Origin of the sequence: Pseudomonas amygdali, from assembly GCF_002699855.1 — a bacterium.
GTDB classification, from domain to species: domain Bacteria; phylum Pseudomonadota; class Gammaproteobacteria; order Pseudomonadales; family Pseudomonadaceae; genus Aquipseudomonas; species Aquipseudomonas amygdali.
This window is the reverse complement of record NZ_LKBW01000266.1, coordinates 35,215-57,874: the sequence shown is the minus strand read 5'-3', so window position 1 is coordinate 57,874 and position 22,660 is coordinate 35,215. Positions and strand designations below refer to the sequence as shown.

At 58.5% G+C, this 22,660-nt stretch carries 21 protein-coding genes and 2 pseudogenes; 8 read left to right on the top strand and 15 right to left on the bottom strand.

Translation table 11 applies throughout. The annotated features are described in order from the left end of the window. Positions 1-246: 246 nt before the first annotated feature. From adk to AO277_RS17350, 5 genes are all read left to right on the top strand, one after another. Positions 247-894: an adenylate kinase gene (adk, locus tag AO277_RS17370; protein ID WP_002554752.1), complete on the top strand. Its 648-nt coding sequence runs from the start codon at positions 247-249 to the stop codon at positions 892-894. Between the two features lie 92 nt (positions 895-986). Continuing rightward, positions 987-1,661, top strand: a complete 675-nt coding sequence (gene tsaB / locus AO277_RS17365; RefSeq protein ID WP_044317354.1) for a tRNA (adenosine(37)-N6)-threonylcarbamoyltransferase complex dimerization subunit type 1 TsaB — start codon at positions 987-989, stop codon at positions 1,659-1,661. 237 nt (positions 1,662-1,898) lie between these two features. Beyond that, positions 1,899-2,210, top strand: a complete 312-nt coding sequence (locus AO277_RS17360; protein WP_002554750.1) for a hypothetical protein — start codon at positions 1,899-1,901, stop codon at positions 2,208-2,210. A 2-nt stretch (positions 2,211-2,212) separates the two neighbouring features. Continuing rightward, on the top strand, positions 2,213-3,076 hold the full coding sequence (locus AO277_RS17355) for a DUF72 domain-containing protein (protein ID WP_002554749.1): 864 nt from the start codon (positions 2,213-2,215) through the stop codon (positions 3,074-3,076). A 133-nt stretch (positions 3,077-3,209) separates the two neighbouring features. Next, positions 3,210-3,899: an extensin-like domain-containing protein gene (locus tag AO277_RS17350; RefSeq protein ID WP_044317333.1), complete on the top strand. Its 690-nt coding sequence runs from the start codon at positions 3,210-3,212 to the stop codon at positions 3,897-3,899. Between the two features lie 34 nt (positions 3,900-3,933). On the opposite strand, the gene AO277_RS17345 is transcribed toward AO277_RS17350, so the two are convergent. Next, positions 3,934-4,557: a hypothetical protein gene (locus AO277_RS17345; protein ID WP_002554747.1), complete on the bottom strand. Its 624-nt coding sequence runs from the start codon at positions 4,555-4,557 to the stop codon at positions 3,934-3,936. A gap of 96 nt (positions 4,558-4,653) precedes the next feature. Here AO277_RS17345 and AO277_RS17340 point away from each other — a divergent pair, with 96 nt between their 5' ends. Further along, complete coding sequence (locus tag AO277_RS17340) at positions 4,654-5,463, top strand: class I SAM-dependent methyltransferase (RefSeq protein ID WP_044317334.1); 810 nt, start codon at positions 4,654-4,656, stop codon at positions 5,461-5,463. 73 nt (positions 5,464-5,536) lie between these two features. Here the strand turns inward: AO277_RS17340 and AO277_RS17335 are convergent, their stop codons facing one another. The 6 genes from AO277_RS17335 to dapE all read right to left on the bottom strand — a co-directional run bounded on the left by AO277_RS17335 (position 5,537) and on the right by dapE (position 11,790). Next, on the bottom strand, positions 5,537-6,226 hold the full coding sequence (locus AO277_RS17335) for a DUF4197 domain-containing protein (protein ID WP_002554745.1): 690 nt from the start codon (positions 6,224-6,226) through the stop codon (positions 5,537-5,539). A 40-nt stretch (positions 6,227-6,266) separates the two neighbouring features. Further along, on the bottom strand, positions 6,267-6,650 hold the full coding sequence (locus tag AO277_RS29235) for a YbaY family lipoprotein (protein WP_044317335.1): 384 nt from the start codon (positions 6,648-6,650) through the stop codon (positions 6,267-6,269). A 116-nt stretch (positions 6,651-6,766) separates the two neighbouring features. Continuing rightward, positions 6,767-9,268, bottom strand: coding sequence for a glycerol-3-phosphate 1-O-acyltransferase PlsB (plsB, locus tag AO277_RS17325; protein WP_002554743.1), 2,502 nt, complete (start codon positions 9,266-9,268; stop codon positions 6,767-6,769). Between the two features lie 164 nt (positions 9,269-9,432). Further along, the gene (locus tag AO277_RS17320) at positions 9,433-9,810 is read right to left on the bottom strand and encodes a hypothetical protein (RefSeq protein ID WP_002554742.1); all 378 of its coding nucleotides are present in this window, start codon (positions 9,808-9,810) and stop codon (positions 9,433-9,435) included. 19 nt (positions 9,811-9,829) lie between these two features. Then, the gene (locus AO277_RS17315; RefSeq protein ID WP_002554741.1) at positions 9,830-10,639 is read right to left on the bottom strand and encodes a putative RNA methyltransferase; all 810 of its coding nucleotides are present in this window, start codon (positions 10,637-10,639) and stop codon (positions 9,830-9,832) included. After that, positions 10,639-11,790 carry a succinyl-diaminopimelate desuccinylase gene (dapE, locus tag AO277_RS17310; RefSeq protein WP_002554740.1) on the bottom strand — a complete coding sequence of 384 codons (1,152 nt, stop codon included), beginning with the start codon at positions 11,788-11,790 and terminating at the stop codon, positions 10,639-10,641. The genes AO277_RS17315 and dapE overlap by 1 nt, the downstream gene beginning before the upstream one ends. 413 nt (positions 11,791-12,203) lie before the next feature. Between dapE and tcdA the strand changes: the two genes are divergently transcribed. Continuing rightward, positions 12,204-13,034, top strand: coding sequence for a tRNA cyclic N6-threonylcarbamoyladenosine(37) synthase TcdA (gene tcdA / locus AO277_RS17305; protein ID WP_044317336.1), 831 nt, complete (start codon positions 12,204-12,206; stop codon positions 13,032-13,034). On the opposite strand, the pseudogene AO277_RS17300 reads toward tcdA, so the two are convergent. The 4 genes and pseudogenes from AO277_RS17300 to AO277_RS17285 form a co-directional block, all read right to left on the bottom strand. Beyond that, positions 13,025-13,440 (bottom strand): annotated as a pseudogene (locus AO277_RS17300) (SufE family protein). The gene tcdA and the pseudogene AO277_RS17300 sit on opposite strands and share 10 nt — an antisense overlap. Then, positions 13,437-14,643, bottom strand: a pseudogene (locus tag AO277_RS17295) (aminotransferase class V-fold PLP-dependent enzyme). Before AO277_RS17295 ends, AO277_RS17300 begins: the two co-directional pseudogenes overlap by 4 nt. Positions 14,644-14,701: 58 nt before the next feature. Then, positions 14,702-15,736 carry a 2,3,4,5-tetrahydropyridine-2,6-dicarboxylate N-succinyltransferase gene (gene dapD, locus AO277_RS17290; RefSeq protein WP_002554736.1) on the bottom strand — a complete coding sequence of 345 codons (1,035 nt, stop codon included), beginning with the start codon at positions 15,734-15,736 and terminating at the stop codon, positions 14,702-14,704. Positions 15,737-15,783: 47 nt separating this feature from the next. Beyond that, complete coding sequence (locus tag AO277_RS17285) at positions 15,784-16,131, bottom strand: ArsC family reductase (RefSeq protein ID WP_002554735.1); 348 nt, start codon at positions 16,129-16,131, stop codon at positions 15,784-15,786. 233 nt (positions 16,132-16,364) lie between these two features. Here AO277_RS17285 and AO277_RS28585 point away from each other — a divergent pair, with 233 nt between their 5' ends. Next, on the top strand, positions 16,365-16,595 hold the full coding sequence (locus tag AO277_RS28585; protein ID WP_004657963.1) for a hypothetical protein: 231 nt from the start codon (positions 16,365-16,367) through the stop codon (positions 16,593-16,595). 160 nt (positions 16,596-16,755) lie between these two features. On the opposite strand, the gene AO277_RS17275 is transcribed toward AO277_RS28585, so the two are convergent. The 4 genes from AO277_RS17275 to map form a co-directional block, all read right to left on the bottom strand. After that, the gene (locus AO277_RS17275) at positions 16,756-17,601 is read right to left on the bottom strand and encodes a matrixin family metalloprotease (RefSeq protein ID WP_044317337.1); all 846 of its coding nucleotides are present in this window, start codon (positions 17,599-17,601) and stop codon (positions 16,756-16,758) included. Between the two features lie 134 nt (positions 17,602-17,735). Continuing rightward, on the bottom strand, positions 17,736-18,929 hold the full coding sequence (gene dapC / locus AO277_RS17270; RefSeq protein WP_044317338.1) for a succinyldiaminopimelate transaminase: 1,194 nt from the start codon (positions 18,927-18,929) through the stop codon (positions 17,736-17,738). A gap of 51 nt (positions 18,930-18,980) precedes the next feature. Further along, positions 18,981-21,677, bottom strand: a complete 2,697-nt coding sequence (locus AO277_RS17265) for a [protein-PII] uridylyltransferase (RefSeq protein WP_002554732.1) — start codon at positions 21,675-21,677, stop codon at positions 18,981-18,983. Between the two features lie 50 nt (positions 21,678-21,727). Next, entirely contained in the window at positions 21,728-22,510 is a 783-nt protein-coding gene (gene map / locus AO277_RS17260) for a type I methionyl aminopeptidase (protein WP_044317339.1), read from the bottom strand. Positions 22,511-22,660 lie beyond the last annotated feature (150 nt).

The window sequence follows — 22,660 nt, the reverse complement described above, 5'->3', positions numbered from 1 at the left end:
GGCCCGGCATTGGCAAGACCGGGTTTGCAGGTTGGCCTGCCGGAAACGTTGATACAGATCACGCCGCTCGACAATCGGGGCGCGCAAGCCGGTGCGCACGCGGTTAATGCGACTTTTGGCGGCTTGTGCGGCCTCGGTCGGCTGTGTATCTTGATCAGCCTTTCGGCCTGTTGGCCTGATTATTTTTAGATTGGCCCCCGAGGCGAATCCGTTGATTTCACTATAAAAATTTTGAGGAGCATGACGATGCGCGTGATTCTGCTAGGAGCTCCCGGGGCCGGTAAAGGTACTCAGGCAAAATTCATCACTGAAAAGTTCGGCATCCCGCAGGTTTCGACAGGCGACATGCTGCGCGCTGCAGTCAAGGCTGAAACCGAGCTTGGCCTGAAGGCCAAGAGCGTCATGGACTCGGGTGGTCTGGTTTCCGATGACCTGATCATTGGTCTGATCAAGGATCGTCTGGCCCAGCCGGATTGTGCGAACGGCGTTCTGTTCGACGGCTTCCCGCGCACCATTCCTCAGGCCGAAGCCCTGTTGAAAGCAGGTCTGGAAATCGACCACGTGCTGGAAATCGCCGTTGATGACGAAGAAATCGTCAAGCGCATGTCGGGCCGCCGGGTTCACGAAGGCTCTGGTCGCATCTATCACACCATCTTCAACCCGCCGAAAGTCGAGGGTATCGATGATGTGACTGGCGAACCGCTGCTGCAGCGCAAGGACGACGTCGAAGAGACCGTGCGCCATCGCCTGTCGGTCTACCATGCCCAGACCAAGCCGCTGGTCGAGTTCTACAGCAAGCTGGAAGCGAAGGATGGCAAGCCCAAGTGCAGCCATATTCCTGGCGTCGGCTCGGTTGAAGAGATCACTGCAAAAGTACTGGAAGCCCTGAAGTAAGACTTTCAGTCTGAACAATAAATGGCCCGCTTGCGGGCCATTTGTCATTTATACTGCTGCACTTTTTCACCCTGACCATGATGGAAACACCGATGACCACCTTGCTGGCCCTGGACACCGCCACTGAAGCCTGCTCGGTCGCTTTGCTGCACGACGGCAAAGTGCTGAGCCACTACGAGGTGATCCCGCGCCTGCATGCCCAGCGGCTGCTGCCGATGATCAAGGACCTGCTGGCCGAGGCGGGTATCGCGATGTCGGCGCTGGATGCCATCGCGTTCGGGCGCGGCCCTGGCGCTTTCACCGGCGTGCGCATTGCCATTGGCGTCGTGCAAGGTCTGGCATTTGCGCTGGAGCGCCCGGTATTGCCTGTTTCCAATCTTGCCGTGCTGGCCCAGCGTGCCTTTCGTGAGCATGGCGTGTCTCAGGTGGCATCGGCCATTGATGCGCGCATGGATGAGGTGTACTGGGGTTGCTATCACGAGACAGCCGGGGAGATGCGTCTGCTCGGCAACGAGGCGGTCATGGCACCCGAATTGGCAACGCTACCTGCGCACGCCAGTGGACAATGGTTTGGTGCCGGTACCGGCTGGGGCTATGCCGAGCGCATTCCGGTGAGTCTTGCCGGGCATGACGCAGGCATGCTGCCCCATGCGCAGGACTTGTTGACGCTGGCGTCCTTCGCCTGGACGCGTGGTGAAGTGCTGCCAGCCGACGACGCCCAACCTGTCTACCTGCGGGACAAGGTTGCAACCCCCAAAGCGCGTTGATGTGATTGGCGTCAAGGCACGCCATAGTGTTCTGCTGTCATGCCCGTCCAAGTCATGCTATTCCGTCTATAGCTGGAAAAATATCAATTCGCCAGCTACCGTTTATCGTCTGAATGGTCTTTAATCTCATTTGGCGAAAACAATTTGCAATATGTGTGGTCTAGTTATCGTTAAGCAATTTGCGAACTACAAGGCAGTAACGCTAAATTGCCACTATCGACGCCGAGTATATAATCGATGCGCATAGACGGAACCTCATCACGCTCTTACCCCATCAAGCGCAAGCCGCAGAAAACGCCTTCGACCGTTGAAGGCTCTTTCGAGGAAGTCGTAGTTGATGCCGAGTTGCCGCCGCCTCCTGCGCAGGCTCGTCGCGATGCGGGTGACTCACCGATAGGCAGCACTGCCAATGTGCCTGCGCGTCCGCAAGACATCATTTTCCCGCGCTCCATGAGCTCTCGTGTCGCTCACGCACTGGCCAGCTACCTGACCACCGCCAGCTTTGTCGATTGGGACCTTGAAGTATCGGGGCTCGATCTTCACGTTTGACTGTGTCTCGCCTGCCTTACTACCTCGGTTGTCCGTCATGGAGTGAAAACGCCTGGCGAGACTCGTTGTACCCGGAAGACGCCCGCCCCAATGATTTCCTGAATCTCTACACTCAGGTATTCAACGCTGTCGAAGGCAACACCACATTCTATGCCCGTCCCGCTGCCACAACGGTGCAACGCTGGGCAGAAACGATGCCCGACGATTTTCGTTTCACCGCCAAATTCCATAAAGACATCAGTCATAACGGCGACCTTCGTGAGCAGGTGGGCGCCGCTGAGGAATTCATCCGTCTGCTTGCGCCTCTGGGCGGGCGGATCGCACCGTTCTGGCTGCAGTTGCCCGCCAGCTTTACACCGCAGCGTCTGGCCGAGCTGGCCGGTTTTCTTGATGAACTCAATGTGCCGCTCGCCGTAGAAGTGCGCAACATGGCGTTTTTCATGAAGGGTGATGAAGAGCGCATGCTCAATCGCCTGCTGCTGGATCGAGGCGTCGAGCGCATCTGTCTCGACTCCCGGGCATTGTTCAGCTGTGTCTCGAGCGATCCCGCAGTCCTGCACGCGCAATCGAAAAAGCCCAAGGTGCCGCCTCGTCCGGCTGCGCTGACGCTGTTTCCCCAGGTCCGTTTCATCGGCGGTCCTGACCTGGAGGCCAATGATCAGTTTTTGGTGCAGTGGGTGGAAAAGGTCGCCGTGTGGATCGAAGAGGGGCGCACGCCTTATGTCTTCCTGCACACCCCTGACAACATCAAGGCTGCCGAGCAGGCCATGCGCTTTCACCAGCAACTGATGGCGCGATTGCCTGGCTTGCCGGCATTGTTCGAGCTGGATCGCGGGCCTCAGGTGGAACAGTTGGGCTTGCTCTGAGGTCTTCCAGGTGTGGGCTGACAGAGCCCGACCTTGTGGAGAGCCCGCTAATGGATTCGCAACTGCGCTGTTTGCTTGCCATTTACAAACCCTTCTTCAAATTCACCCCTGTTGTCTGGGGCATGGGCTGAGCATGCGTGTGCTTCTGGTATTCCTGCTGAGCTGTGCAATGGGGGCGTTCGCAGTCTGGCGAGGCTGGGTCGATGTGCCTGCGCGCTGGAACCCCTGGGCGCCTTTGGATGTGCGGGCCGAGCCCAATTTTCTGACGTCTTACAAGCTGTCACGACTGCACAACGACCCTGCGCTGTGCGACCAGGTGCTGAGTACGTCCGGGCTGCGTTTCAGTCGTCAGGCCGACAGTGAACCTTCTGCTCGCTGCCCTCTGGAAAATACCCTGCGCATTCAGGGCGGCGACGTGGCGCTGAGCAGCAGTTTCCTGGCCAGTTGCCCATTGGCGGTGGCCTATGCGCTGTTCGATATCCACACCTTGCAGCCCGCTGCCCAAGCGGTTTTCGGTCAGCGGGTAGCGCGGATCGATCACTTGGGCAGCTTTGCCTGCCGCAATATCTACAATCGCGCCAACGGCCGGCTCAGTCAGCACGCGACCGCCAATGCACTGGATATGGCAGGTTTTCGCCTCGCAGACGGTCAGCGCATCGGTGTTCTCAAGGACTGGAACGACGAAGGGGACAAGGGGCGTTTTCTGAGGCTGTTACGTGACGGTGCCTGCAAAAATTTCAGTACGGTGCTCGGGCCTGAGTACAACGCGGCGCATCGCGATCATTTTCACGTCGACATGGGGCGCTGGTCGGTGTGTAGGTAGCGGGCCTGTAAGCTGCCGGCAAGAGCATTGGGGCTTATGCCGCCATCCGCAGATTCTGCAGGATCAGCGGGCGAGCCCAGCCGTTCTCGTAGTCGAACTGGCGTTGTTGGGCAGCAATGGTCTGCTCATCCAGAGGCAGGGCAGGCTTGTCGGCCAGTTCCCATTCGAATTCGGCGATTGGCAGGTGCAATGGGCGCGGTTGAGGGCCGGGGCCCGGGTTGACGCTGTCGCTGTACGGGTTCAGAACGGTAGGGCGTACCCAGTGGCTCTCGAATTCCAGATGACGTTGTTGTTCGATCAGCTCAGCCATGCTGAAGGGCTCGGCAGGCGGCGGCAGCAAGTCAAGGTCGAACTCGGCAATCGGCAGGAACAGCGGCTCAGGTGGTTTGACCTCGGTGTCGGTGACCGGGCAGGCACGTTGCTCGACAATCTTGCTCAGGGTTTTTGCGCCAGCGACCGGTTCGCCTGTTTCAACATCCACTTCAACGGCCGTCGGGTGCACCGGCACGGGAGTGCTTTCACTGACCTGATCCGCCATCGCTCGGGCAAATGCATCCGACCACAGCTGCGTCACACCACCCAGTGTGCGGCTGTTGCGAACGCTAAAGTCGCCTGAGTGCGACAAATAGCCGATGGATGATTGAACAATCTCTGACATAGCGATCAGTACTGGCCTTGGGTCTGGCAAAATGCCGGATACTTGGTTATCGGCAGACTTTGCCGATCATTAACAATTTTTGAGTGCGTGGACGTAATGATTGAGCAGCAAACAGGCAGTCGTATCCGGGTCGAAGCGCTCGCGGTCGCAGGACAGGAGCAGGCGCAGCATTGGGCGCAGCGTCTGGGCCTGCCGTTGCACGACGCGGAAGCTGATTTTGCCTTGCAATCAACCGACGATGGCCTGCAATTGCAGCAGTTGGGCGACGATGCGCCTGGCGCTGTGCGAGTTGATTTTGTCGAGGGTGCAGTGGCACATCGTCGTCTGTTTGGCGGTGGCACCGGGCAAATGATTGCCAAGGCCGTCGGTATTCAGCCAGGCGTTCGTCCCAGCGTGCTGGATGCCACGGCAGGTTTGGGCAAGGATGCGTTCGTGCTGGCAAGTCTTGGTTGCGAGCTGAGCCTGATCGAGCGTCAGCCGATTATTGCTGCACTGCTGGAAGACGGTCTGGCGCGCGGACGCGATGATCGTGATGTGGGTGCGATCGTTGCCCGGATGCATTTGTTGACCGGCAACTCCATTGAAATCATTCGTGGCTGGACAGCGGAGCCGCCGCAGGTCATTTACCTCGACCCGATGTTCCCGCATCGGGAGAAAACCGCTCTCGTCAAAAAGGAAATGCGCCTGTTCCGGCCTCTGGTCGGCGATGACATGGATGCGCCTTCATTGCTGGAAGCGGCTCTTGCGCTTGCCACCCACCGTGTTGTGGTCAAACGCCCGCGCAAGGCCCCCTGCATTGACGGGCCAAAGCCAGGTTATGCGCTGGATGGAAAATCCAGCCGCTACGACATCTACCCGAAGAAGGCCTTGAAGCCTAAGGCAGTCAAAGACGATAGCGGTGCATAGCGCCTGTAGCGTCGACGGCCTGAGCCCGAATCAAACGCAGATGCGCCCGTGAATACAGGCGCTAACCCTGCACTCAAAGTGCGCCAAATACCTTCTTCGCCAGGCCTGTAGCGGCCGCCGCCGGGTTGGCGCGAATACTTTCTTCCTGTTTTGCAATCATCTCGAACAGCCCGTTCAGCGCTTGTTCGGTCACGTAGCTTTCAAGGTTGGCATTTTTGCTGTCCAGCGCGCCAAATGCCGCCGCCTTGCCGGCGAATGCGTTGTACTTCTGTGCCAGACCGACTTGATCGGTAGATTTCTTGACGATAGGCAGGAATTTGGCGCGGATCTGTTCGCGGCTGGTGCTGTTGAGGTACTGGGTGGCCGAGTCCTTCCCGCCGCTTAAAATGGCCTTGGCGTCGGTCACGCTCATCTTTTTCACGGCGTCTACCAACAACGCCTGAGCCTGAGGCACTGCAGCTTCGGCGGCCTGGTTCATGCTGGTTTCCAGCTGATCGACCTGAGCACCCATGCCAAGCATTTTCATTTTTTTCGCGACCTGACCGAGTTTGCCTGGCAGCTCGATACGCACCGCTTCATTCTTGCTGAAACCGCCGGGAACACCGAGCTGTTTGACCGCGACCTGTGCGCCTTGGGTCAGCGCGTCTTTGAGACCACCGGTCGCATCCGATTGCGAGAGGTCGTTCAGCGACAGGGCGAAGACGTTGGCCGACAGCAGCAGCCCGGCGCATAGACCAGCGAAGGTGAACGAAAAGCGAGGCATGAGAGCGTCCTTGTGAGAAGTGGGTACGGGATCAAGCGTGTCAGGAACTTGCGGTATCCACCCGAAGCCTGAAAGAAACAGTGCTGTTTAGTGCCGATGGAAATGATGCGGTGTGCAACAACAAAAACATCAACGGCGCGTTGAAAACGCGCCGTTGATGAAAGCCTTTGCAGCGAAGAACAATCAACCGTTCACTTGAATGACCTTGATCTTCAGACCGCTCTGATCCTGCGGTATAGCCCAGTTCAAACGGCAATGGCACTTGCTGGGTAATCTGTGTTTCGCTGGCGTCAATGACAGTGGCTGGCGCGTCAGCCAGGTTGATGTCACTCAGGGTGACAATCAACTTGCAGCCAGTTGGCAGAGAGCGGCGTGGCAGGTAATAAACTTCACCCTGAGGGAGTATCAGGGGTTCGCTGGACATTTCAATTTCCTTATTGAGTGTGATGAGTACCAGTCATGGGTACAAACCACACCTTAGCAGCGGCCGGGGAGCATAAAACACGTGTCTAAAGATCCCCGGCTAATTGCGGAAAAGCCCTACGCTACCCCTTCACCATTTCCCGCATCCTGCTCTTCTTCATTGCTGTGTAACGCCACTTGCCGTATCGACAGACGGATTTCGGCCGGTAACACCCGCTTGGCCGCACCTTCTGCCAGTTCGCCCAGCATCGGGTGATAGCTCAGCTTGCCGGCGCTGTCCTTGCGCAGCACGCCCAGGTCCAGCAAGGTCTGGATGAAGTGCCTGAATAGACTCTTGTCGAAGAACTCTGGTGCATTAAGGCCATGCAGAATAGACAGGCGCTGGGCCATGACCGTACACAGGTCTTCCAGCTGCTCGGCGCTCAACGTGTTCTGTCCACTGTTGAGCAACAAGGCGATTGCCATGTAGAAGCGCTGCAGGGTCTGCGCGATGGCCCGTGACAACAGGGTCAGCAGCACGAACTCGCGGGAGCTGGGCTCCGGACGCACATAGACGTCCTTTTTGAAGCGCAGCAAGCCTTGCTCGACGAACGCAGCCAGCCATTGATCGACCACCTCATCCAGCTCGCTCAGCGGCCAGCGAATGAACAATTCAGATTGCAGGAACGGGTACAGCGCACGCGTGTAGCGCAGGATCTGTTCGCGGCTCATGCGCGACGAGCTCTGGAAAAAGCTGGCCAGCAATGAGGGCAGGGCAAAGATGTGCAAGACGTTGTTGCGGTAGTACGTCATCAGGACTGCATTCTGTTCGTTGAGGTACAGAATTTTGCCCAATGCATCTTTTTGTTCGGCGAGCAGGTCCATGCCTTTGACGTGCTCGATCAGCGAGCGCCCGTCGCCTTCCGGCAACGTGGTGTGCGGCGAGTAAGGTACGGCGCGCAGCAGCGTCAGGTAAAGGTCGAGAACACGCTCCATGGCCTGATCGTCCAGCGCCAGCCTTTGCGTTGACAGCAAGGCCACAGCAACCAGGTTCATCGGGTTGACGGCGGCGGCTTCATTCAGGTGCTGGGCCACACGTTCACCCAGCCTATGAGTGGTTTCGCTCAGCCATTCCGGGCGAAATTGCGGTGCCAGCGCCTGCTCGCGCCAGTCCGGTTGTTCGCCGTCAAGAAATTCGGCCAGCTTGATGGGGGCACCGAAGTTCACCGATACCTGGCCGAAACGCTGCTTCAGCGCACCGATGACTTTGAATATGTCGAAGATCGACTCTTTCTTCTTGGTCGCTCCGCGCAATTCGCCCAGATAGGTACGGCCTTCCAGCACGCGCTCATAGCCGATGTACACCGGAACGAACACAATCGGCATCCGCGAGTTGCGCAGGAAGCTGCGCAGGGTGATGGCGAGCATGCCGGTTTTCGGTTGCAACATGCGCCCGGTCCGCGAGCGACCGCCTTCGACAAAGTATTCGACCGGGAAACCCTTGATGAACAGTGTGTGCAGGTACTCGGTGAAAACCGCTGTATACAGCGGGTTGCCCTTGAATGTGCGGCGCATGAAAAACGCCCCGCCACGGCGCAGCAGGCTGCCGACGACCGGCATGTTCAGGTTGATGCCGGCAGCGATGTGCGGCGGCGTGAGCCCGTTGCGAAACAACAGATAGGACAGCAGCAGGTAATCGATATGGCTGCGGTGGCAAGGGACGTAAATGACTTCATGCCCTGGCGCCACTTCCTGCACGCCTTCGATGTGGCTGACTTTGATGCCGTCGTAAATCTTGTTCCAGAACCAGCTGAGGACGACTTCCATGAAACGGATGACGGAATAGGTGTAGTCCGAGGCGATCTCGTTGCCGTAGCTCAGCGCCCGGTCCCGTGCCTTGTCCTGCGTAATGTTCTCCCGTTCGGCTTCTTCGATGATCGCCTGCTTGACCAGCGGCTCGTCCAGCAGCCCTTTGACCACGGTGCGCCGGTGCGAAACGTCCGGGCCGATGACCGCGCTTTTCAGGTTGCGAAAGTGCACGCGCAGCAGGCGCTGGGTCATGCGCAGGGTCAGTTCGTAACCTTTGTTTTCACCCACCAGCTCGCGCATGTGAATGGGCGCGGAAAACTGTACACGGGTCTTGCGACCCAGAATCAGAATGCTGACCAGACGACGCAAGCGACCGGTCACTGCCCAGCTGTCGGCGAACAGCAGTTTCCAGGCGCTGGACTCGCGGTCAGGTGACTGCCCCCAGAACACACTGACCGGGATGATCTGCGCATCTTCGCCGGGATTCTGGCTCACGGCTGCGACCAGACGCTCCAGTGTCGGCGGTGCGCCGCGCTTGTCCTGGCGGCCAAGCCAGTCAGGCGCCGGAGTCAGGTAAAAGAATGCAGCTGGCTCTATCAGGTTGCCGACCGCTATCGACAATACGGGGCGAGGCAGGCCAGCCTTGCGACATTCGGTGTCGATCACCGCCAGATCGCTGATCGACGGCGACTGCAGGGCATAGAACACCGGACGGCTACGGTCCAGGTTGAGCGTAAAAGACGACTGATTGATGGTTTCCGAGCGCACCCAGAGATACAACAATCGGCGCAGGGTGCCGAACACAAGACGACGGAACGGAGAACGGGTCATACGGCTTCTGCTGAGTAAGGGACGGGCGACTGCCCGAGATGGGCGTCAGTGTGACGTATCCCGAAGCGATCGGCAAAAAGCCTGGTGTTTGTAGAAGAGTAAAGACTGAGCGGCCACCTTCGAGAGCCACGACGGCACATCCTGATGCCGTCGCTGCAAAAGGCTTACGAGGTGCGCCAGGTGATTTCTTCCTCGCCATCGGCGCTGACGCGTATCCAGCGGTCGGCGGTTTCATCGCTTTCTTCTTCAACCCAGGTGCCGGGTGCGCAGCGCACTTCGACGTTCAAGACTTTGAATGCCGCACGGGCGCAGGCGATGTCGTCTTCCCACGGGGTCTGATCGCTGTCCAGATGCAGACTGTTCCATTTACCGACTGCTTTGGGCAGCCAGGTTACGGTCACATTGCCGGCCTTGCACTTCCAGGTCTGGCCTTTCTGGTTCCAGTCACTGCACGGGCCCAGGGCGACGCTCAACCATTGGGCGATGGCCTTGTGGTCGACGTCTTCGTCTTTCAGGTAAATCTCGATATCGGGTTGGCGCATGGGTGCCTCTGTTGAATGCTTATTGCAGCACGAAATAATCGTAGCGCATGGAAACGGTGACCTTGAAAGGTCCTGATTGCTCAATGACGGCAGTCCGGCGCTCGGCGCTGGCGCGCCACCCGTGAGGCGTCATGGCCAGCAGATCGGCACGGGACTGGCCGTCGATCAGCTTCAGCGTATAGCGCAGGGTCTCGCTGTGTTGCAACTGCATGCCGGGTGGCACCAGAGACAGGTGCTTGTCGTCGGCATAATCGCGGACCTCATCATAAAGCTGCTGACGCAGTTCCATGAGATGTTCGCTGGTCGGGCCGACCCGCATCAGTCCGCCGCCAGGCGTCAGCAAGCGCTTGGCTTCAAGCCAGTCCAGCGGGCTGAACACACTGGCCAGAAACTGACAACTGGCATCCGGCAAGGGAACACGGGCCATGCTGGCAACCATCCAGGTCAGCCTGGGGTCACGACGGCAGGCGCGTTTCACGGCTTCGCGGGAGATGTCCAGCGCATAGCCGTCGGCATGGGGCAGGGCCTCGGCTATTTGCGCGGTGTAATAACCTTCGCCGCAGCCGATGTCCAGCCAGTGCGCGGGGGAGCGCTCGGCGGCCAGTTCAGCCAGCCGCCGGGCTACCGGGGCGTAATGCCCGGCGTTGAGGAAGTCCCGCCGTGCTTCAACCATGGCCTGATTGTCGCCGGGGTCGCGGCTGTTCTTGTGCTGCACCGGCAACAGGTTCAGATACCCCTGACGTGCACGGTCGAAGCGGTGGTTGGCCGGGCATACCACGCCGTTGTCGGCGGTACTGAGCGGCGCAGAGCAGATCGGGCAGGTCAGCATCAGGCGAGCAACTTGACCAGGGTCTGGTAGTAGATCTCGGTCAGCACGTCGAGATCGCTGGCCAGAATCCGCTCGTTGACCTGGTGAATCGTCGCGTTGACCGGCCCCAGTTCAACCACTTGCGTACCCAGGGTCGCGATGAAACGGCCGTCGGAGGTTCCGCCGCTGGTCGAGGCTTTGGTGTCACGGCCCGTGACGCTTTTGATGCTGGACGACACGGCGTCCAGCAATGCGCCCGGCTCGGTCAGGAACGGCAGGCCGGACAACGCCCAGTTCACATGCCAGTCCAGCTCATGCTTGTCGAGGATGGCGGCGACACGCTGCTGCAAGCCTTCGACGGTCGACTCGGTCGAAAAACGGAAGTTGAATACTGCCACCAGATCACCCGGGATGACATTGGTTGCACCCGTGCCGGCGTTCAGGTTGGAGATCTGGAAGCTGGTTGGCGGGAAGAAATCGTTGCCATGGTCCCAGTGCTCTGCAGCCAGTTCGGCAAGTGCCGGAACTGCAAGGTGAATAGGGTTCTTCGCCAGATGCGGGTAAGCCACATGGCCCTGTTTGCCGCGCACGGTGAGGGTGGCGCCCAGCGAGCCACGACGCCCGTTCTTGACCACATCGCCCACCAGCGTGGTGCTCGAAGGTTCGCCGACGATGCACCAGTCCAGACGCTCCTTGCGCGCTGCCAGACGTTCGACGACAGCCTTGGTGCCGTGGTGCGCCGGGCCTTCTTCGTCACTGGTGATCAGGAATGCCACCGAACCCTTGTGATTCGGGTGATCGGCTACAAAGCGCTCGGCGGCCACGAGCATGGCTGCCAGGCTGCCTTTCATGTCCGCTGCACCGCGTCCGCAGAGCATGCCGTGCTCGTCGATCAACGCATCGAACGGGTCGTTCTGCCAGTTCTCCACCGGGCCGGTAGGGACCACGTCCGTATGACCTGCGAAACACAGTACCGGGCCGTCGGTAGTGCCGTGTGTGGCCCAGAAGTTATCGACGTCTTCGATACGCATGGGCTCCAGCTTGAAGCCGGCATTGCCCAGGCGTTGCATCATCACTGCCTGACAGTCGGCATCGACCGGCGTCACTGACGGGCGGCGGATCAGATCGCAGGCAAGTTGAAGGGTGGGCGACAGGTCGGTAGGGGCAGTCATGTACAGAACTCCGGTAGCAAGACTTTGGGCGCGAAAAGGCGGATATCTTAAAGCAAAACGACGACCTAGGGCCGTCGTTTATTGTGTGCTGTGGATATGTCAAGCAGTCGACAGCGCAGGGTGGGTCGCGTGAGCAGACAGGACGGCCATAATGATGGCTGCCAGACAAGGGAGGGATTGTGCGAACAGCATGGCTATCCAGAATCTCGGGCCCGGACCGGAAGTCTCGTCTCTTATTTGCTCGCGGGTCGGACAAATATGTTTGTAGAGGCTTTGCGCGGAGCGAAAGGGGTTATATGAGAGGCCCGAGATAGTTTTTGCCCCGTCAGCCCTGATTTCGACGGGGCGACAAGCCGGGTGCCTTAACCCCCTACAAACCCCTATAATGCGCGCCGGTTTTTGAGGTATTGATCATGAGCGCAGAAGATCCACGTTTCGCTGGCATCGCCCGTTTGTACGGCATTGAAGGCCTGGCGCGCCTGCGCGCGGCTCATGTGGCAGTGGTCGGTATCGGCGGCGTGGGCTCGTGGGCGGCGGAAGCCATGGCACGCAGTGGTGTGGGCGAGATTTCGCTGTTTGACATGGACGACGTCTGTGTCAGCAACAGCAACCGCCAATTGCATGCACTGGACAGCACAGTCGGTCGGCCGAAGGTTGAAGTGATGGCCGAGCGGATTCGCGCGATCAATCCTGATTGCATCGTGCATGCGGTTTCTGATTTCGTGACCCGCGACACGATGGCTGAGTGCATCACCCCGGACATGGATTTCGTGATCGACTGTATCGACAGCGTCAACGCCAAGGCAGCACTGATTTCGTGGTGTAAGCGGCGCAAGATCCAGATGGTCACCACCGGTGGTGCCGGTGGGCAGATTGATCCAACCCTGATTCAGATCGCCGACTTGAACCGCACGTTCAACGACCCGCTGGCCTCCAAGGTACGTTCCACCCTGCGTCGCGACTATGGCTTTTCGCGCACGCCTAACCGCCACTACAGCGTGCCTTGTGTGTTCTCCAGCGAACAGCTGCGCTATCCCAAGCCTGATGGCAGTATTTGCCTGGAAAAGAGGTTCGTCGGTGAGGGTGTAAAGCTCGACTGTGCAGGCGGCTTCGGCGCGGTGATGATGGTCACTGCCACGTTCGGCATGGTCGCCGCCACGCGTGCAGTTGACAAGCTGGTTGCAGGTGCGCGACGGCCTTCGGAGCGGGTCAAGCCAGCGGTTGCAACGCCCGATCAGGCTTGAGTCAGCTGACGCATCTTCTGTAGCACGGCATTCAGGCCGTTGCTGCGTGACGGTGAGAGCTGGCGACCAAGGCCCAACTGATCGAACCAGTCAGACAAGTCCACGGCTTCCAGCTCCGGGGCTCCGGGGCCGACAGACCGTTAACGCGGGCCAGCAGTAGCGCCACCAGACCTCGAATCAGCCGGGCGTCGCTGCTGGCCCGGAACAGCCAGGCTCCTGCGCTGACTTCGCCCGTCAGCCAGACCTTGCTTTCACAGCCGTGTACCAGATTGTCGTCCGTCTTTTCTTCGTCGCTCAACGAGGGGAGGCGATCCCCCCATTGCATGAGCAAGCGTGCGCGCTGTTCCCAGCTCTGTGGCTGGGAAAAGCTGTCGAGCGCGGTCTGCGCCAATGCGGGGAGAGTCATCGAAGCAGCTCCAGTGCCTGATCCAGTGCGCTGAAAAAACCGCAGCAAGTCATCTGAATCATTGTAGAGCGCAAGTGAAACACGAATTGCGCTGGGCAGACCGAGTGTATCGAACAGTGGCATCGCGCAGTGACGACCAGCGCGCACGGCAATACCCTGTTCGGTCAGCAAATGAGCCAGATCGGCGTTGTGTATGCCGTCCACGACGAAACTGGCCAGTGCCAGGTCCGGTGAGCCCAATACCTGAATACCTTCACGCCTTTGCAGGCCTTCAAGCAGGCGACGGTGCAGATTTGCTTCGTGTTCCGCGACCGCCTGATGATCAAGGCTTTCCAGGTAAGCCAGCGTAGCGCCCAGACCGATCACGCTGGCGATGGGCGGGGTGCCCGCTTCAAATCCCAGCGGGGCCGGGCGAAATTTCGCGTGTTGATAATCGGCGGTCAGCACCATCTCGCCGCCGAACTGCCAGTGCGTCAGGTTCGGTAGCGCGTCGCTGCGTCCGTACAGCACACCTAGCCCTTCCGGACCATAAAGCTTGTGGCTGGAAAACACATAAAAGTCGCAGCCCAGTGCCTGTACATCGTGGCGTCCATGCACCACACCTTGTGATCCGTCCACGACCGTGAGCGCACCTTGCGCTTTCGCCAGTGCGATAAGGCGGGCGAGCGGCTGCCAAGTGCCGAGCACGTTGGACAGCTGACTGACTGCGAGCAGACGCGTGCGAGGGCCGATCAGACTGGCCGCAGCATGGCAGTCGATTACACCATCGGGATCGAGCGGCAGTATCACCAGTTTCAGGCCGCGGCGCTGAGCCAGTTGCTGCCACGGCAGCAGGTTGGCGTGATGTTCCAGTGCGCTAATGGCGATCTCGTCGCCCGCAGTGAAACTATGCTCCAACCCATAGGCCAGCAGGTTGAGCGCAGAAGTGGCCCCGTGGGTAAAGATGATTTGTCCGCTCTCGCCGGCATTCAGCCAGTGCGCGGCCTTGCCACGGCTGGCTTCAAACGCCTGGGTGGCGTGTGCGCCCGGCAGATGCTGGGCACGATGCACGTTGGCGGCACCGTTGACGTAGTAATGAGTCAGGGCATCGATCAGCGCCTGGGGTTTTTGCGTGGTGGCGGCGTTGTCCAGATAGGTCTGGCCTTGCCGTTGCAGGGCGGCGATAGCGGGGAAGTCGCCACGCCAGGGAGAAATGAGGGGCATTGTTCGTCCAGCGTGTGGAGGCGGGTTCAAGGCCGCAGCCTTGAACCCACACACAGCATCAGTTATGAGCGTGCAGTGCTTCGTTCAGCTCGATGGCCGACTTGTGGGTTTTGCATTCCACTGCGCCGGTCTGCGAGTTGCGACGGAACAACAGGTCGTTCTGGCCTGCCAGCTCGCGTGCCTTGACGATCTTGACCAGTTCGTTGTTTTCATCGAGCAGCGCGACCTTGGTGCCGGCGGTCACATACAGACCCGATTCCACGGTATTGCGATCGCCCAGCGGAATACCGATGCCGGCGTTGGCACCGATCAGGCAGCCTTCGCCAACCTTGATGATGATGTTGCCGCCACCCGACAGCGTACCCATGGTCGAGCAGCCGCCACCCAGATCCGAGCCCTTGCCGACGAATACGCCTGCAGAAACGCGGCCTTCGATCATGCCCGGGCCTTCGGTGCCGCCATTGAAGTTGACGAAGCCTTCGTGCATGACGGTGGTGCCTTCGCCGATGTAAGCGCCCAGACGTACGCGAGCACTGTCAGCGATACGAACGCCGCTCGGTACGACGTAGTCGGTCATTTTCGGGAATTTGTCGACCGAGAACACTTCCAGCAGTTCGCCTTTAAGGCGTGCTTCAAGCTGACGTTCGGCCAGTTCGGCAAGATCGACCGCGCCCTGGCTGGTCCAGGCTACGTTTGGCAGCAACGGGAAGATACCTGCCAGGTTCAGGCCGTGTGGCTTGACCAGGCGATGCGACAGCAGGTGCAGCTTGAGGTAAGCCTCTGGAGTCGACGTCAGGGTTGCGTCTTCAGCCAGCAGGGTGGCAACCAGCGGCTTCTGGCTTTCCGCCAGACGAGTCAGCAGCGCGGCCTGGGTCGCGTCCACGGATTTGACCGCCTCGGCCAGCTTGTATGCCAGGTCTACATTGAAGGTGATTGCCTGATTGCCGTTGGTGTAACCCAGAACAGGCGCGATGGCCGCGACCAGTTCTACGGAAGGATTGATCAGCGGCTGAGCGTAAAATACTTCGAGCCATGAGCCTTGACGATTTTGAGTGCCGACGCCGAAGGCCAGGCTGAACAGGGTAGTGGACATGTAAATACCTCTTGGCTTTATCAAGGGGCTTTCAGTAGCGCTCTGGCTTACTGTAAAGCCGCTGCATACAGGTCGGGCTTGAAGCCGATCAGGGTTTTATTGCCCAGATCAAGCACCGGACGCTTGATCATGGACGGCTGCGCGAGCATCAGTTCTATGGCTTTCGCTTGATCGAGATCGGCCTTTTGTCCGTCATCGAGCTTGCGAAAGGTAGTGCCTGCGCGGTTCAGCACGACCTGCCAGCCGTGTTCATTGCACCACTGCGCGAGGTGTTCCCGGTCGATGCCCTGTGTCTTGTAGTCATGAAAATCGTAGCTCACGGAATTATCGTCGAGCCAGGTGCGGGCCTTCTTCATGGTGTCGCAGGCTTTGATGCCAAATAGAGTGTAAGTCATCGTTTTGGGGTGGGGTGGCTGATCTTGCTCGATACTCCCCACTTTCTCTCCTCGCAATTTAGCCGGGTATTATGCCACGTCAGACCGCTTCGTGTTATGACAGCGCTGGTACAGAGACTGAACAAAAACTAGATAATAACCCTAACTGTCATTAAGAAAACTTCACCCTTCCACGCTTGAGTGGCACGCCCGGGCGGGCAATTATTGCTTTCCATTTAAAGGCTGGGTGCGTTATGTCTGAACAAGAGAAGAAGCGTCAAGAAGCGCTTGTCCGGCAACGTTATTACAGGGAACGTCAACGTGCCGAGGGATTCAAGCAAAGTACGATCTGGATTCATGGTGAGGCTGAGACGCAAGGCAGGCTGGCCGCACGTGAAGGAAAACCGTTGCTGCCCATGCAGTCCCATGACCCGGTAAGCTGGGCGGTCGGGTGGGTTGCGGAAAAACTGCGAACACGACAGTGACCGGTAGCGCTCTAAAGCCCTCGCGCCACACGGGGTGAAGTACGTGGCGCGATGTCTCAAATGCGGTTGCTGGCTAATTCGGCAGGGTAGCGGCCAGCGCATTGCAGGCACTGCTTGCGCATTACTGCCTGACGATCAGTATTTTCTTTACGATGCCTTGTCAGTTCGCCTCGAACTTTGAGTTTTTCCGGTCCCCGTATATGGAACCCATCACTTTGATGTCGTTAGGGCTGAGCGTTTTGCCAGTGTTGATGATTTCGAAGTCGCCAAGGGTCAGGCCGTTGGGAATGTCGTAATGCATGACGGAATCACGGTCGTAAGCCGAATGGTAGAAATCAGCAGCTTCGTACTTGTCGAAAAAATTGGTATTGATTTCTTCGTCAGTCAATCCGGATTGTAAAAGCAGGGGGCGTAGAAGCGGTTCGTTCCAGGGAATGCTTGCCTGAGGATGCTGGTGCTCGTGAACTGCTCCCAAGGCGTGCCCGAATTCATGTAGCACGATGCGCGTCAAGTCCGGCATGGGTTTCAGGTCTGCCGTGAACAGCTCCTTGACGTTGAATTCCATGGTGGCTTCATTCTGCTCGGCCAACAGGGCATCAGTCCCTATGGCGCTCCAGTTCAGATGCTCGTTGAAACCGATTCGGATATCGCTGGCCCCGCCTGTCACGAACTCGAATTTCAGATTTATGTGAGGCAGCCATTTCTTTGCAGCTTCGACAACGGGGGTTGTCAGAATGGCAGGAGGGTCTTTCTGAAAAAGCATTTTCAGGGTCCGCCCACGTGCCCAGTATTTGCTGAACGAAACCAGAAGACGCGCCATGTGCGTTGACTCTTCGCAGCCATGGCGTGCTCCTGATTCGTAGGCAGGAGTGATTGCTGCGTTGGCGGGGTTTTCGCGAATGGCGGTTTCGTACGAGGCCTGATGATTCGTTGCGCTGCGCATGGCGCAGGATGCAGGCAGCTTCAGGCTCTGTGTGGTGGGTGCGGACATGTGATAGACCTTCATCGTAGTTCGCTTCCTTTCAGGAAGGCTGGAAAATGAAGGTTGAAGGTACGTTTGTGCAAGGTGTAGCAGGTGGTAACTAATTACCCCCGCCACACATCAAAGGCGGCGGGGCTGTCTTCCTGAAGTTTCGCTGTTTATTTGCTCAGGAATGCGCGGATACGTTCGGCGGCTTCGACGCACTCGGCCAGAGGTGCAACGAGCGCCAGGCGAACCCGGCCGGCACCCGGGTTGACGCCATCCACCTCGCGGGAAAGGTACGAACCCGGTACTGCAGTCACATGCTGATCGATGAACAGGTCTCGGCAAAATGCAGCATCATCGGTGCCTACATTCGGCCACAGGTAAAACCCCCCGTCCGGGCGCTGGACGTCGAGCACTGGCGCGAGGATGTCGAGCACAGCATCGAATTTTTCACGGTACAAGTCACGGTTCGCGCGTACGTGCTCCTCGTCATTCCAGGCAGCAATGCTCGCCAGCTGAGTCTGTACCGGCATGGCGCAGCCGTGATACGTGCGATACAGCAGGAAGGCCTTGAGAATGTCGGCATCACCTGCCACAAAACCTGAACGCAGACCCGGCAGGTTGGAGCGCTTGGACAGGCTGTGGAACACCACGCAACGCTTGAAATCCTGGCGACCCAGCTCGACGCAGGCGCTGAGCAAGCCAGGTGGTGGAGCCTGCTCATCGAAGTACAGCTCGCTGTAGCATTCGTCCGCAGCAATGACAAAGTCATGTTTGTCGGCCAGGGCGATGAGTTTTTTCAGGGTTTCAACAGGAATAAGTGCTCCGGTCGGGTTACCCGGCGAGCACAGGAACAGTATCTGGCAGCGCTTCCAGGTTTCCGCGCTGACTGCGTCGAAATCGGGATTGAAACCGTTGTCGCTCAGGCATGGCAGGTAGTGAGGCTGGGCTCCGGCCAGAAAGGCGGCACCTTCATAGATCTGATAAAACGGGTTCGGGCTGATCACCAGGCCGTCATCGCTACGATTGACTACTGTCTGGGTGAAGGCGAACAGCGCTTCGCGTGTGCCATTGACCGGCAATACATTGCGCGCCGGATCGATCCAGCCCTGTGGTACGCCGAATCGACGGTTGCACCAGCCGGCAATGGCTTCGCGCAGCGCCGGGATACCCCGCGTGGTCGGGTAAACCGCCATCTGATCGAGGTTGTCTGCGAGTGTCTTGGCCACAAAATCGGGTGAGCGGTGCTTCGGCTCACCAATCGACAATGCAACAGGGCGCTTTTCCGGGTTGGGCGTTACGCCGGCCAGCAAGGCGCGCAGCTTCTCGAAAGGGTAAGGCTGAAGCAGTTGCATGGCGTTATTCATGGGGAGTGTTCCTCAATGGACTGCGTTGAGTCGATTCGTTTGGCCGAGTGCTCATATGCTGATTCGCAAATCATGGCCGGGCTCTGAGTTGACGCTCAGTTGCTTGACGATTGCGTCCTGCAACTGGCTGCACAGCTGTGGGTCGGACAGCGGATGATTATTCGCGTCGGTGATGAAAAACACGTCTTCCACGCGTTCGCCCAGGGTCGCAATCTTGGCATTCTGCAATGACAGATCGAACTCCAGGAAGATCTTGCCAATGCGCGCCAGCAGGCCGGGGCGGTCAGGTGCCAGCAGTTCAAGTACCGTCACAGGACGCTGGGCGTCGTTGTGAATGGTGACTTGCGGTGCGAACGCAAAGTGCTTGAGCTGACGAGGCACGCGGCGCTTGATGATCGTCGGGTAATCATCCGGGTTGCGCAGCGCTTCGGTCAGGCCGTTGCGGATTTCCTGAACGCGTTCCGGGTTGTCGCCGATCGAACCGCCTTCGTTATCGAGGACGATATAGGTGTCGAGTGTGAATTTGCTGCTGGACGTGATAATGCGCGCGTCATGAATGTTCAGGTTCAACTGGTCCATCGCCGCCACGGTCACAGCGAAGAAATCATGCTGGTCAGGGGCGTAAATGAATATTTGCGTCCCGCCTTCGAATTCCCGCTGAGTGGTTTCCTTGATCAGCACCAGCGGGCCGCCGTCGGCTGGCTGCTGCAGGATGGCATCGCTGTGCCAGGCAACATCGCCAGCGGTGTGACGCAGGAAATAATCGTCTCCCAGCGCTGACCAGAGTTGCTCGACATCGTCAGGGTCAGTGCCGTTGCGTACCAGGATGTCCAGCGCTGCGGTCTGGGTGCGACGAATCTGCTCCTCGCGATCAACCGGGTTTTCCAGGCCGCGGCGCAAGGCGCGCTTGGTTTCGGTGTACAACTGGCGCAGCAGGCTGGCGCGCCACGAATTCCAGAGGGTCGGGTTGGTCGCGTTGATGTCGGCAACGGTCAGCACATACAGATAGTCCAGGTGCACTTCGTCGCCGACGAACTGGGCGAAATCGTGGATGACCTGGGGATCTGAAAGGTCCTTGCGCTGTGCGGTGGTCGACATGACCAGATGGTTGCTCACCAGCCAGACAATAAGACGGGTGTCCCAGTCAGGCAGATGATGGCGCGTACCGAACGCCTGTGCATCTATTGCGCCCAGCTCCGAGTGATCGCCGCCACGGCCCTTGCCAATGTCGTGGTACAGCCCGGCCAGGTAGATCAGTTCCGGCTTTGGCAGTCGAGCCATTATTTTGCTTGCCAGCGGAAATTTTTCGGACACTTCTGTGTATTGCAGCTTGCGCAGGTGCTTGATCAGATTCAGCGTGTGCGCATCGACGGTATAGATGTGGAACAGGTCATGCTGCATCTGCCCGACGATATGGCCGAATTCCGGCAGATACAGCCCTAGAATGCCGTAGCGGTTCATCCGGCGCAGGTTGCGATGAATGCCTGTCTCGCACTTGAACAGCTCGATGAACAGGCTGGTGTTACGGATATCGTTACGGAAATCATCGTTGATCAGGTGCCGGTGTTCACGCAGCAAACGAATGGTGTCGGCGCGCACGCCCTTTATCTCGGGATGTTGGGCCATGAGCACGAAAATCTCGATCATGGCAAACGGGGTGCGCTTGAAAACGTTCGGGTTGGTGGCTTCTATATAGCCGTCGTGCAGCTGGAAGCGCGAATTGATCGGCTGCGCTGTGCCGCTGTCGTCGGAAAGAATCACTTCTTCGAAATGCTGGATAATCAGATCGCTGAGTTCGGCGATGCTCATGACCACGCGATAATACTTCTGCATGAAACGCTCGATGGCGAGCTTGGCGTCACTGTCTTCATAGCCCAGCAAGCCTGCGATGCGGACCTGATAATCGAACAGAAGCCGATCTTCTGATCGTCCGGCCAGCATGTGCAGCGCATAGCGCACTTTCCAGAGAAACTCCTGGGAGGAGGCCAGCAGGGCGTTTTCACTGCCCAGCAGGAAGCCTTCGCCTGCCAGTGCATGCAGATTCAACGTGCCGTACTGGCGTCGCGCAACCCACAGAATGGTCTGAATGTCGCGCAGGCCGCCGGGCGAGCCCTTGACGTTGGGTTCCAGGTTGTATTCGGTATCGTTGTACTTGTGATGACGCTTTTTCTGTTCGGCGTGCTTGGCAAGAAAGAACTCCTTGCTCGGCCACATATGCTGCGTACTGGTGACTTCCAGCATGCGTTGGCGCAGATGCTCGGGACCTGCAATGGTGCGGCTTTCCATCAGGTTGGTGATGACAGTCAGGTCGGCCAGGCCTTCCTGTGCACATTCATTGACAGAGCGCACGCTTTGCCCGACCTCCAGACCGATGTCCCAGAGCAGTGTCAGAAACCGCTCGATAGGTTCGCGAAAAATTTCGTGGTCATCACTGTCCAGCAGGATCAGCAGGTCAATGTCCGAGTACGGATGCAGTTCGCCGCGCCCGTAGCCGCCCACTGCAAGCAGGGCGATATCGGCATCTTCGCTCCATTCGAACTGATCCCAGGCCTTCTGCAGGATGTTATCTACAAACCATGCCCGGTCTTCTATCAGTCGCCGAATGTCTCGCCCTGACCTGAAGCGATCATCAAGGACGTCTTTCGCCCTGCGGATAGCCTTCTTGAACGCAGCGATGGGGCTGGCTTTCAAGGCCAGTTCGGCCTGGAACTGGCCACGATCGAACAAGTCTGGATCTACTTGCGGCATGGAGCAGTATTCCTCATGTCGGGTCGGGTGTTCAGTCGTGCAGCCTCCAGTCAGGGGGCTTTTTGTGCAATAGTGTCGTCACTGCGTAAAGTGAAGATTTCGTAACCGTCAGCGGTTACCAGCAGCGTGTGCTCCCATTGCGCCGAGAGCTTGCGGTCCTTGGTTATCGCCGTCCAGCCATCGCCAAGGATCTTGGTTTCAGGGCGTCCCTGGTTGATCATCGGCTCGATGGTGAAGGTCATGCCTTCCTGCAGTTCGATACCGGTTCCAGCCTCGCCGAAGTGCATGACCTGCGGCTCCTCATGAAACACCTTGCCGATGCCGTGACCACAGAACTCCCGAACCACAGAGAAACCATTCTTTTCAGCGTGTTTCTGAATAACGGCGCCGATGTCGCCCAGGCGAGTGCCGGGTTTGACGATTTCGATAGCCTTATACAGACACTCTTGAGTTACTTTCGACAGACGCTCGGCCCATACCGGAACGGTGCCGACATGGAACATCCTGCTGGTGTCCCCGTGGTACCCGTCCTTTATGACGGTAACGTCAATGTTGAGCGAGTCGCCGTTCTTCAGCTTCTTGTCGCTCGGGATGCCGTTGCAGACTACCTGATTGATCGAGGTGCAGATCGACTTGGGGAAGCCTTTGTAGTTCAGCGGGGCAGGGATCGCCTGTTGCTCGTTGACGATGTAATCGTGGCAGAGGCGGTCCAGCTCTTCGGTGGTTACACCGGGCTTTACGTGAGGCGCTATCATTTCCAGAACATCGGCGGCCAGGCGACCGGCGATGCGCATCTTTTCGATGTCTTCCGGGGTTTTGAGGGTGATGGTCATACAGAATCTCTCGGCGTGGCTGGCACGCGGTTGGTGCGCAAAGGCGTAATTCTATCAGCCCGCCGGTGCCGGGTAATCATCGCTTCCTTCTATAAGTCAACGGATGCGGCTTTAAAAGTACCGCAAAACAAGAACTTGATGGGAGTTCCG